Origin of the sequence: Psychromonas sp. (assembly GCF_047632955.1) — a bacterium.
Taxonomy (GTDB): domain Bacteria; phylum Pseudomonadota; class Gammaproteobacteria; order Enterobacterales; family Psychromonadaceae; genus Psychromonas.
The window spans coordinates 22129-34641 of sequence record NZ_JBLIED010000004.1 but is presented as its reverse complement, the minus strand read 5'-3'; the positions used below and the strand labels follow the sequence as shown (position 1 = coordinate 34641).

Sequence of the window (12513 nt, the reverse complement as noted above, 5' to 3'; positions counted from 1 at the left end):
TCCGTGTGTATTTTTCACCTAAATAGGCAAGTTAATTAATTTGGTTGAAACTGCACCGCTAAACTTACCACATTATTTCAATAGTGCACGGCACGCGCAACAATACGTGACAATCACCACACAACCAACACCAAAACAAGGTAAAATATAGACGCGGATCACAAATACCACAGTAAGATTAAAACATACCATCTAGAATCGACCAATACACTCCAGATTTAGTGATGCAGATCACACCAACAGAAAAGCAAACAACCAGATACAATGAGATATGCGTCACGAAAATGAGAAATAGTGCTCAAGGAACATACTTCCCATAGGATAAAAACCATGAAAAAACGCGCAAAAAACAACCCAAAACACTCGCCACGAGAAAACATGTAATTTTATTACAAAACCAGATTCTAGGATAATAACAGACTTTTTTTTGAATATGGAAACTCAGAATGGCGTATTTCCGACTATCAGACAAGAAGGAATAGACGATTTTTTAAGCGCAGTCGGGGCCTGAAAAGCAGACGCATTTTAAGCTGAAATAGGCACAAAAAAGGAGCTAAACAACTCCATTTTAATTTATGACAAAGAGATCAATTGATTAATAACAATCGCCACCTTTATCTGACGTTCTTAATGTTGTACCAAAGGACTCTGCTCGCACATCCTTATCCATTGACCGAAGGGAAATTTACGATAAGCACGAAAACAGTTGAGCTAGTATCTGCTTTTTATCTTGAGGTGAAAAAGCTTTAAATCGCGGGATTAAAAATTTGCAGCTCGCTTTTTCAGGAAGAAAGCGCATTTTATAAACTAATAAAATGCTTCAAAATCCGATTCTATCGGGCAAGAACAGACAATCTTCTAAGGTGATTTAGCCCCTATTAATCACACTGTTCTATTGCCAAACAGCACTAAACTATGGGAACATCTGTGCTAACGATGACCATTTGTATGCAATTTAATTAACTAACGAGTAATCAAAATGTCTCAAGTAAAGACCACTTCTCCTGCACCTGCTACTGACGATCGTGAAATGTTAACCGAGATTGCGATCCTCTATTATCAAGAAGGTGCGACTCAAGAAGAGATATCAAAAAAGTTTTCTCTCTCCAGAATTAAAATCGGACGCCTTCTGAAAAGAGCACGAGAAGAGGGGATTGTTGAGATTAATGTACGTTATCACCCTATCTATAGTGCCCAACTTGAGCAACGCTTAATCAATAAATTCAATCTCAAACGTGTTCTTATAGCCCTGGACCAACCCAATAACCAGGAGCAGCGCAAACAGGTCGCAGTACTTGTCTCGGCCTTTCTTGCAAGTAACCTGAAGGACAACAGCACCGTTGCGGTTGGCCAAGGGCAAAATGTCGCCGCCATTGCCGACCATGTCGGTCTGGTGACGCAACGCAAGGCACGCTTTGTTTGTGCTATTGGTGGTACTCATCGCAGCGGAGATAGTATTAATGCTGACCATATCTGTCGTCAGCTTGCGAAAAAATTTGGCGGCACAAGTGAAACATTGTATGCACCCGCTTATGTTGATAGCCCGCAGACGCGTGCCGCTTTTCTTGCCCATAACACCATTTCTGAAACATTAAAACAGGCAAGAAATGCAGATTATGCTCTGGTGGGCGTCGGTGATATGAATGAAAACAGTCATATGATTAAGCTCGGCTGGTTTACTCGGCAAGAATTTGCAGAGGCACGTATCAATGAAGGTATTATTGGTGACATTGGTGGTTTTGATTTCTTTAAATGTAACGGCCAAAGTGCGAACACTCGACTAAGAGATCGGGTAATTGGTTTGAGCACCGAGGATTTACGCCGCATTCCAAATGTCATTGCCATTGCCAGCGAAGAAAGAAAAGCCTTAGCACTGGCGGGTGCTCTGCGCACTGGCAGTATAGATATCTTAGCCACTAGCGTAAGTTGTGCAATGACCTTATTGAATATGGACGACAGCCCCTCGTAAAACTAATTTAGCGACTTTTATATTGATGAGTGTGTTTTTGCAGCACTGCCAAAGAAAATATCCAAGCTCAATATAGTGTAATTGGTATAAGGCAGAAGAGCGCACAGCAATCCAGATAATAACATGCTTAAAAAGTGACCTAGATCGTATTATCCGCTTTTTATATTGACATTTTATGATAAAAAAACGAATATCTACTAAACAAATGTTCCGTGTCTATTCATATGTTCAGCCTTCCCTGCAGGGCTGCATAATAATAAATCGCTGCTATTGAAGTAAACCCTACTGAATGTAGTTCAAGCACAATATTAAGGCAGAATAAAGATGAGCAATAAATTAGAACAACTTCGTAAATTGACCACCGTTGTCGCAGATACCGGTGATGTTGAAGAAATCGCTAAATACCAGCCTGAAGATGCGACCACCAATCCATCGTTAATTTTAAAAGCGGCACAACTGGCAGATTATAAATACCTGATCGATTCAGCTATTGCCTACGCAAAATCTAAAAGTGCAGATAAAGCGCAACAGGTTGTTGATACCTGCGACATGCTCGCGGTAAATATCGGTAAAGAAATTCTTAAAATAGTACCGGGACGCATCTCTACAGAAGTTGATGCACGCTTATCCTATGATACTGAAAAAAGTGTTATTAAAGCACGTCAGTTAATTAAAATGTATAACGATGCCGGCATAAAAAATGACCGTATTTTAATCAAACTGGCTTCCACCTGGGAAGGCATCCGTGCCGGTGAGATCCTCGAAAAAGAAGGGATCAACTGTAACCTGACACTTTTATTCTCTTTCGCTCAGGCGCGCGCCTGTGCAGAAGCGGGTGTATTCCTTATCTCTCCCTTTGTTGGCCGTATTATGGACTGGTATAAGGCAAAAGAAGGCCATGGTTTTAGCGGCGCAGACGATCCGGGTGTTATCTCAGTTTCTAATATTTACAACTACTTTAAAGAGCATGGTTACAAGACCGTTGTGATGGGTGCAAGCTTTCGAAATTTAGATGAAATCCTGGAATTAGCCGGTTGTGATCGCCTCACCATCAGCCCGCAATTTTTACAGGAACTACAAGACAGCACGGGTGACGTTGTTGAAAAACTAAGCGCCAATGTAACGCTCAAAGCGTGTCCGGAAAAAATGACTCATACTGATTTCATGTGGCAGCACAATCAAGATCCGATGGCCGTTGAAAAATTAGCCGAGGGGATTCGAAATTTTGCGGTTGATCAGGGTAAGCTTGAAACCATGATTGCAGATCTTCTTTAACAACCTCAATAACAAAGCGACTAATAAGTCGCTTTTTTTTACTTTAAATTAAGTTTGAATAGGTGCCAATATGCAACGAAAAATGTTAGCCAACGCGATCCGTGCCCTAAGTATGGATGCAGTACAAAAAGCCAATTCAGGCCATCCCGGTGCGCCAATGGGAATGGCAGATATCGCCGAAGTATTATGGAGAGATCATCTAAAACACAATCCTAATAACCCAAACTGGGCAGACAGGGACCGTTTTGTACTGTCAAACGGCCATGGTTCAATGCTTCTTTATTCGCTGCTGCACCTCACGGGTTATGATCTCTCCATTGATGATTTAAAAAACTTCCGTCAACTGCACTCCAAAACACCGGGTCACCCTGAATATGGTTATGCACCGGGCATTGAAACCACCACCGGTCCACTGGGCCAGGGTGTTGCTAATGCTGTTGGTATGGCAATAGCTGAAAAAGCCATGGCGGATCAGTTTAACCGCGATGGTCATGAAATTGTTGATCATTTCACCTACGCGTTTATGGGTGACGGCTGCATGATGGAAGGTATTTCCCATGAGGCCTGTTCACTTGCGGGTACCTTAGGGTTGGGTAAATTAATGGTTTTCTGGGATGATAACGGGATCTCAATCGATGGCAACGTTGAGGGATGGTTCACCGACGATACGCCTGCACGTTTTGCAGCTTATGGCTGGCATGTCATTCCTGCCGTCGATGGTCACAATAGTGAAGCCATTAATGCAGCCATTGAAGCTGCCAAGGCAGAGCCAAATAAACCGACTTTAATTTGTACAAAAACCATTATTGGTTTTGGTGCTCCAAACAAAGGCGGCATGCACGATTGTCATGGTGCTCCCCTCGGCGCAGATGAAATAAAAGCGGCCCGTGAATGTCTGGGTTGGGATCACCCCCCTTTTGAGATTCCAGTGAATATTAAGCAGCAATGGGACGGCAAACAGGCAGGCACTACTAAAGAGCAGGCTTGGGATAAAAAATTTAACGCCTATGCACAAGCTTATCCGAAGCTAAGCGCTGAATTTAAACGCCGTACAGCGGGAGAACTACCTGAAAACTGGGAAGCTGAAACCAGTCAAATCATTTCGGATTTACAGGCGAATCCCGCCAATATAGCATCGCGTAAAGCATCCCAAAACGCACTGGAAGCCTTTGGAAAAATAATACCTGAATTTATGGGCGGTTCGGCGGATCTTGCCCCTTCCAACCTCACTATCTGGTCTGGCTCTAAAGCGATTCAGGCGGGTGATTTCAGCGGCAATTATATTCATTACGGGGTACGCGAATTTGCCATGACCGCCATTATCAACGGTATTTCATTACACGGCGGTTTTGTACCCTACGGTGCAACATTCCTGATGTTTATGGAGTATGCGCGTAATGCAATGCGCATGGCGGCATTGATGAAAATTCAGAATATTCAGGTTTATACCCATGATTCAATTGGTCTGGGTGAAGACGGCCCTACCCACCAGCCCGTTGAGCAAATTGCCTCATTACGATTAACCCCCAATATGAGCACCTGGCGTCCCTGTGACCAGGTAGAATCAGCGGTAGCGTGGAAACTTGCCATTGAACGTAAAGATGCGCCAACGGCGTTAATCTTCTCCCGTCAAAATTTACCCCAGCAGGATCGTGATCCCAAGCAGCTGGCTAATATAGCCAAAGGCGGTTATATCCTTAAGGATTGCGCAGGCAAACCTGAGCTTATTCTGATTGCAACCGGATCTGAAGTTAGCTTAGCAACAGAAGCTTATGCGCAACTTAGCGCTGAAGGTCGTAAGGTACGCGTGGTCTCAATGCCGGCAACAGATACTTTTGATAAACAGAATGCCGCTTACCGTGAATCGGTATTACCAAAAGATGTCACTGCGCGGATCGCTGTGGAAGCTGGCATTGCTGATTTTTGGTATAAATATGTCGGCCTGGAGGGTCGTATTATCGGTATGACAACCTTTGGTGAATCGGCACCCGCTGACGCGTTATTTAAAATGTTTGGTTTTACAACTGAAAATGTTGTTAACACCGCAAAAGAGTTACTGGCTTAAATTTATTTAAAAAAGTTCCGGTGCAGTACTATTTTATAAAAATCATAAGATAGTGCTGCAATTCACCATCAAGCTTGTAATTTTTAACCCTTCTATTTGATCCATTGCGGTTCAGGTCATTAATAACAATTCCCTCTCTCTTCAATCAAACCAGCCCCTCCCGGTAGTTATTCATCGGCTGCAATCGTCTTTTTAGTGATTGCATGCAGCACTATGTTTCCGAAAACAATACGATCGAGATCTAGTCTGCACAATAGAAGTGAATAATTGACAGGCATCACATTAACAGACTGAATGACGTGCAATTGGCGGAAAATATGTCAGTGTAGATGGAAATGTTTCCGCAAACACAAAATTCCGTTACATACAGGAGCTAAAATGAACAATATTATTCACCTTACCAGTAAAAGTTGCAGCCTGGTGATAAAGGTTGATCGTAACCCTGAAATTCTTCATTGGGGACCAAAAATAAATCAGATTGATCCCGATATTATACTGTCAACAGAGCGTCCGATTTCTCAAGCACGCCTTGATGTTGATGTTCCGCTGACCTTATGCCCGGAGTTGGGTCGCGGTCATTTCAATGCCCCTGGTATTGAAGGCCATCGTGATAGTCTTGATTGGGCTCCTGTATTTGACGTTTTTGATCAACAAGTATCGAAGCAATCTGTTGTTTTTAAACTGCAGGATAAGGTTGCACAGCTGCAGTTAGATATTGAACTGCAGCTTGATTTCGAAAGTGATGTTATTCAGAAGCGCGTTAAAGTGATTAATATGGGGGAAACCAAATATTATCTAACCAAGCTTTCCTCAACATTACCAGTTGCTAACCATGCCAATGAACTGATGTCTTTCTACGGTCGCTGGAGTCGTGAATTCCAGACTCACCGCCAAAGTTTTGCTCATGGTGGTTTCATGCAGGAAAATCGTCGCGGCAGAACATCCCACGAAAACTTTCCCGGTCTGTTTGTCGGTAGCGAACACTTTAACGAGCAAAATGGCCAAGTTTGGGGCTTTCATTTAGGCTGGAGTGGTAACCACCAGTTGCGTGCCGATGTCAAAAGTGACGGTCGTCGTTTTGTTCAGGCCGGTGAACTGCTGCTTGCTGGTGAAGCTGTTTTAGAGGCGCAACAAAGTTATACCACGCCCTGGTTATACGCCACTTACAGCGGCGCAGGTCTAAACGGTATTTCTGAACGTTTCCACCGTTTTGTGCGCAGCGACATTATAAAATTCCCCGTGGATAAACCCCGTCCGGTACACCTTAATACCTGGGAAGGTATCTACTTCGAGCATGATCCCGAATATATTATGAAAATGGCAACGGAAGCCGGTCAGATGGGCGTCGAGCGCTTTATTATCGACGATGGCTGGTTTATCGGCCGCGACGGTGAACGTACCGCACTGGGAGACTGGTTCCTTGATGAAAAAAAATACCCTGATGGATTAGAGCCCGTTATTAAGCATGTTAATGATCTGGGCATGGAGTTTGGTCTTTGGGTTGAACCTGAAATGATCAGTCATGACTCCATACTTTATCGTGAACATCCTGACTGGGTTCTGGAGTTAAAGGGTTACCATCAACCATCGGGTCGCTGGCAATACCTGCTCGATCTGCAAAATCCTGATTGTTTTAACTACCTCTTTGAACGACTCCATGATCTGCTCACACGTTACAATATCTCCTACCTGAAATGGGATATGAACCGCGAGTTAGTACAACCGGGTCATCAAGGGAAACCGGCTGTTCATGGACAGACTAACGCATTATATGCATTGCTGGATAAATTATTAGCCGCACATAGCGAAGTTGAAATTGAATCATGCTCATCGGGTGGCGGTCGAATAGACTTTGAAATTCTAAAACGTACCCATCGTTTCTGGGCATCTGATTGTAATGATGCCTTAGAGCGTCAGGCAATCCAACGCGGCATGAGCTACTTCTTCCCGCCTGAAGTGATGGGCGCGCATATCGGCCCCGGAGAGAGCCATACAACACGTCGTTGTCACCATATCAACATGCGTGGTGTAACCGCATTAGGCGGTCACATGGGAGTAGAGCTGGATCCGGTTAGCGTGCCAAAAGAAGAGCGGGAAGCTTTTGCCAAATATATTGCTTTGCATAAACAGTACCGGCACTTACTCCATAGCGGCCGCAGCTTCCGCGTAGATACAGCGGATAAACGCCAGAATATTTATGGCGTGCACAGCGACGATGAAATGCTGATTACCGTATGCCAATTAACCATGCCCGATTACGCATTACCCTCACCCCTGCGCATTAGCTGCATTGATCCGGCTGCCCAGTATCAAGTTTCATTAGTTGAAAACCCTGATACCAGCTTCCAATTAATGAAACAGCGTCCGCAGTGGCTGGATAAGACATTGACCTTAAGCGGCGATAATCTGAAAGAGATCGGTCTGACCTTGCCTATTCTGGATCCTGAATCAGCACTGATGGTCTATCTAAAAAAACTCTAACAGCAACAAAATATAATTTTTACCGGCTACCTGATTAGTTCGCCGGTAAAAAAATTAGCTTAAGTGCAGCGGTTTTACCGAGCAGCACAATGATCCTAACCGCAAGCTCAGTATTTGATAGCCCGGTTATTTCATCATCATCATCAACAGTATTTACTGACAGTGTAACAATAGAAGAGAGCCCTATGACTACTGTAGCTTTTAACCCAACCGATCATCCTCACCGCCGTTATAACCCACTCACGGGTCAATGGATTTTAGTTTCACCACATCGTGCCAAACGCCCCTGGAGCGGTCAGGATGAAGCCCCTGCCACCGAAACTCTGGCAAGTTATGATAAAGAGTGTTTTTTATGCCCGACCAACACACGCATTTCCGGTGACACAAACCCGAACTACTCCGGTACTTATGTTTTTAATAATGACTTTGCCGCCTTAATGCCGGACAGTCCCGATGCGCCGGTATCAACTAACCCATTGTTTAAAACTCAAGCGGTACGCGGGTTAAGCAGGGTTATCTGTTTTTCAGCGGATCACAGTAAAACCCTTCCCGAGTTACCTGTTAATAAAATCCGCACCGTTATCGACACCTGGAATGAGCAGATTGAAGAATTAGGTAAAGATTATTTATGGGTACAGGCTTTTGAAAATAAAGGCGCTGCCATGGGCTGTTCACAGCCACATCCGCATGGCCAGATATGGGCGAATAGCTTTTTACCCAATGAGATTGAACGTAAAGAAAAATTATTAAAAGCCTATCACCAAGAGCACGGCTCAAATTTGTTAATGGATTATGTGCAGGCCGAGTTACAGGACGGTGAACGCACAGTAGTAGAAACTGAGCACTGGCTTGCGGTTGTACCCTACTGGGCTGCATGGCCCTTTGAAACCATGTTATTACCGAAAACCCATATTCGCCGCATGAGTGAATTATCCGATGCGCAGCGCGATGATTTAGCCCTGGCGATAAAAAAATTAACCAGCCGTTATGATAATTTATTTAAATGCTCCTTTCCCTATTCAATGGGCTGGCATTACGCACCTTTTTTTGAGCAGGGCACGAATATCGACCATTGGCAGCTACACGCTTTATTTTATCCCCCTCTGCTGCGCTCGGCGAGCGTACGCAAGTTTATGGTCGGTTACGAGATGCTGGCCGAGAGTCAACGTGACTTGACCGCAGAGCAGGCCGCGCAAAAACTGCGTGATGTCAGCGATCTGCATTATAAAGAAAGTGCAGACTGAGCCGTGCAGAAAATTAACAATAAAAGATAGGATACAAAGACAATGAAGACATTAATTGCAAAGGTAAAAGAGATTTTTGCGGCGCAGCTTGGCTATTCGGCAACGCACATTATTCAGGCGCCGGGGCGGGTTAATTTAATTGGCGAGCACACCGATTACAATGATGGTTTTGTACTGCCCTGTGCGATTAACTATCAAGCGATAGTTGCGGCAGCCAAACGTGATGACAACATAGTACGTATTATTTCCGTAGATTATGACAATCAGGAAAATCAGTTCGATTTAAGCAAAGAAATTGAATTTCAGAATGATTGTATGTGGTCGAACTATATCCGCGGCGTCGTAAAATGTTTATTGGACCGTGGTTACCAGTTTCAGGGTGCAGATATAGTAGTCAGCGGTAATGTCCCCCAGGGTGCGGGTTTAAGTTCCTCGGCAGCCCTTGAGGTAGTTATTGGGCAAACCTTTAAATCACTCTACGATTTAAATATCAGCCAGGTAGATATAGCGCTTAACGGTCAGCAGGCAGAAAATGAATTTGTCGGTTGTAACTGTGGCATTATGGATCAGCTTATTTCCGCATGCGGTGAAGAGCATCACGCCCTGCTGCTTGATTGTCGTTCATTGCAAACTCAGGCGGTGTCAATGCCTGAAGAGATGGCCATTGTGATCATCAACTCCAATAAAAAACGCGGCTTGGTAGACAGTGAATACAATACTCGCCGTTTACAGTGTGAAGAAGCCGCTCGAGTTTTCGGTGTACCCGCATTACGCGATGTCAGCATTAAGCAGTTTGAAACGCGCATTAACGAGCTCGATCCCGTGGTCGCCAAACGCGCACGCCACGTGATCACCGAAAATGATCGCACCGTTCAGGCAGCTGACGCACTGCGCCGGAATGACATGCAGTTAATGGGAGTGTTGATGGAACAATCGCATATTTCGATGCGTGATGATTTTGAAATTACCGTGCCGGAAATTGATCTGATTGTCGAGATTGTTAAAGCTGAAATAGGCGAATCAGGCGGCGTGCGTATGACCGGTGGCGGTTTTGGCGGCTGTATTGTCGCGCTAGTGCCTGCAACCTTAGTTGACCAGGTAAAAACAGCCGTTGAAAGCAAATATGAAGCAGCAACGGGCATCAAAGAATCAATTTACGTCTGCCAGGCGAAAGCCGGAGCCGGCTCAGTATTACCCGCTTAAATTTATAACAACTCCCACAACATCTACTAATAAAACAGTCCGGGCAGCTTCGTCGGGACTGTTTTGAAATCAATATAAACAGGAATTAAAATGACCAGACGTACTAAAATAGTAACCACCCTAGGCCCGGCAACGGATCGTGATAATAATCTCGAAAAAATCATCGTCGCAGGCGCCAATATGGTGCGCATGAACTTCTCCCACGGGGAAGCCATCGATCATGTTAAACGCGCCGATCAAGTGCGTGAAATCGCGACCCGATTGGGTGTGGAAGTCGCTATTATGGGTGACTTGCAGGGCCCTAAAATTCGCGTATCCACCTTTAAAGAAGGCAAGATACAATTGACCGTTGGTGATAAATTCACTCTTGATAGCGATCTTGAAAAAGGTCAGGGTAATCAACAGGCAGTTGGCCTTGACTATAAAACACTGCCGCAGGAAGTGAGCGCCGGTGATCTTTTATTACTTGATGATGGCCGGGTGCAGCTCCAGGTCGAAAGCGTTGCCGGCAATAAGGTACATACTATTGTGACAATCGGCGGCCCGCTATCCAATAATAAAGGCATCAATAAAAAAGGGGGCGGTTTATCAGCAGAAGCATTAACCCCTAAAGATAAAAAAGACATTATCACTGCAGCGCAAATTGGCTGTGATTATTTGGCCGTTTCTTTCCCGAGAAATGGTGCGGACATTCGTTATGCCCGTGAGTTGGCGGTTGCCGCGGGTTGTTTTGCTAAAATAGTAGCCAAGGTTGAGCGTGCAGAAGCCGTTGAAACTCAAGAAGCACTAGAGGATATCATTCTAGCATCGGATGTTGTTATGGTTGCCCGTGGTGATCTCGGTGTAGAAATTGGTGATGCGCGTTTAGTTGGCGTACAAAAGAATATGATCCGTACGACTCGCCGCTTAAATCGTGTTGTTATTACTGCAACACAAATGATGGAATCTATGGTCAGCGCACCTATGCCAACACGCGCAGAGGTAATGGATGTAGCGAATGCCGTCTTAGATGGAACAGATGCGGTGATGCTTTCTGGTGAAACCGCCGCGGGTGATTTCCCGGTGGAAACCGTTAAAGCGATGGCAGAGGTCTGTATTGGTGCAGAAAAACACCCAAGCATCAATGTTTCGAATAATCGTATGAAGTATACATTTGACGAACCAGGTGAAGCGTTAGCAATGACCACCATGTTTGCCGCCAATCATACGGTTGGTATTAAAGCCATTGTTGCGCTAACAGAATCCGGCACAACACCCCTATTGATGTCGCGTTTAAGCTCTGGTTTACCTATCTATGCACTTTCAAGTAATCCACAAACACTGAATTATTGTGCATTGTACCGTGGTGTAACGCCGGTTAAATTCAACTCGACAACAACCAATAGCAGTGAGTTTATAAAAATAGCGCTACAAACATTAAAAGATCACGGCTACTTAAAAGAAGGTGATTTAGTCCTACTCACCCATGGTGATAATATTGACACTGGTTCAACAAATACCTGTAAGATAATTAAAGTTTAATAATAAAAGTTTAATAATAAAAATGAAAAGCCTAAAAGCCCGTCTTTTAGGCTTTTAGCTTTTACGCATTTTAATCTCCCTTAGATATTTTCTTTCCGTAAGATACCAAGTTAAAGAGCCCCAAATAGCCCCGTCAATTATCCAAATGACAGCATGAACCTCAAGTATCCCCTCAAATTGTAATACCTGCCGAGGGATCGACATTTTTGAAGAAATGTTAGATCATTTCATTTTATCAATCAGTTATAGCTATCGCCATGTAGTTCCCAAACGCACCAATTGATTATCTCGATATTGAAAAATGAACATCACTGAACTTTGCAAAATGCCATCATGAAAAACGTCTCCAATCTTTATATGCTGTGGCATTAGGTTTTATAGCAAACACATCAAATAAGTGATCAGTTGCTTCAAAGGAAAAATTTACGCTCACAAAGCTAAATCTGATTACTTTATTAATGCATTTGATATGGTGTTATCGGTAGGGTGCATTCTATGCACCGCGGGCAGCGAAAATCGGTGCATAGAATGCACCCTACGAGCTATGCGTTTGTTGTCATGGTTGGTGCTAGTTGGCGTTCAAATAAGACAGCCATTAAATTTATGATCAATTTTAAATAGCAAATCAGATCACTTTATTAATGCGTTTGGTATGATCAATTCAAACGCTGGGATTGTTTCGAGCAATGCGTTTCTTTTATACTAAGGTTTGTTTTACCAAACCAATAACTTTGATTTTACTCTGCCTTATATCT

At 43.9% G+C, this 12513-nt stretch carries 7 protein-coding genes; all 7 read left to right on the top strand.

Annotation, left to right across the window (positions count from 1 at the left end):
* Positions 1 to 979: 979 nt before the first annotated feature.
* The 7 genes from ACJAZP_RS04415 (at position 980) to pyk (ending at position 11758) form a co-directional block, all read left to right on the top strand.
* On the top strand, positions 980 to 1969 hold the full coding sequence (locus ACJAZP_RS04415; protein ID WP_415229526.1) for a sugar-binding transcriptional regulator: 990 nt from the start codon (positions 980 to 982) through the stop codon (positions 1967 to 1969).
* Positions 1970 to 2293: 324 nt separating this feature from the next.
* The gene (tal, locus tag ACJAZP_RS04410; protein ID WP_415229525.1) at positions 2294 to 3244 is read left to right on the top strand and encodes a transaldolase; all 951 of its coding nucleotides are present in this window, start codon (positions 2294 to 2296) and stop codon (positions 3242 to 3244) included.
* Positions 3245 to 3314: 70 nt separating this feature from the next.
* Positions 3315 to 5309 carry a transketolase gene (tkt, locus tag ACJAZP_RS04405; protein WP_415229524.1) on the top strand — a complete coding sequence of 665 codons (1995 nt, stop codon included), beginning with the start codon at positions 3315 to 3317 and terminating at the stop codon, positions 5307 to 5309.
* Between the two features lie 378 nt (positions 5310 to 5687).
* Positions 5688 to 7790 (top strand): alpha-galactosidase, encoded by a 2103-nt coding sequence (locus ACJAZP_RS04400; RefSeq protein ID WP_415229523.1) that lies wholly within the window; start codon positions 5688 to 5690, stop codon positions 7788 to 7790.
* Positions 7791 to 7975: 185 nt separating this feature from the next.
* Positions 7976 to 9034: a UDP-glucose--hexose-1-phosphate uridylyltransferase gene (locus tag ACJAZP_RS04395; protein ID WP_415229522.1), complete on the top strand. Its 1059-nt coding sequence runs from the start codon at positions 7976 to 7978 to the stop codon at positions 9032 to 9034.
* Positions 9035 to 9076: 42 nt separating this feature from the next.
* Complete coding sequence (gene galK / locus ACJAZP_RS04390; protein ID WP_415229521.1) at positions 9077 to 10237, top strand: galactokinase; 1161 nt, start codon at positions 9077 to 9079, stop codon at positions 10235 to 10237.
* 90 nt (positions 10238 to 10327) lie between these two features.
* Positions 10328 to 11758, top strand: coding sequence for a pyruvate kinase (gene pyk, locus ACJAZP_RS04385; protein WP_415229520.1), 1431 nt, complete (start codon positions 10328 to 10330; stop codon positions 11756 to 11758).
* Positions 11759 to 12513 lie beyond the last annotated feature (755 nt).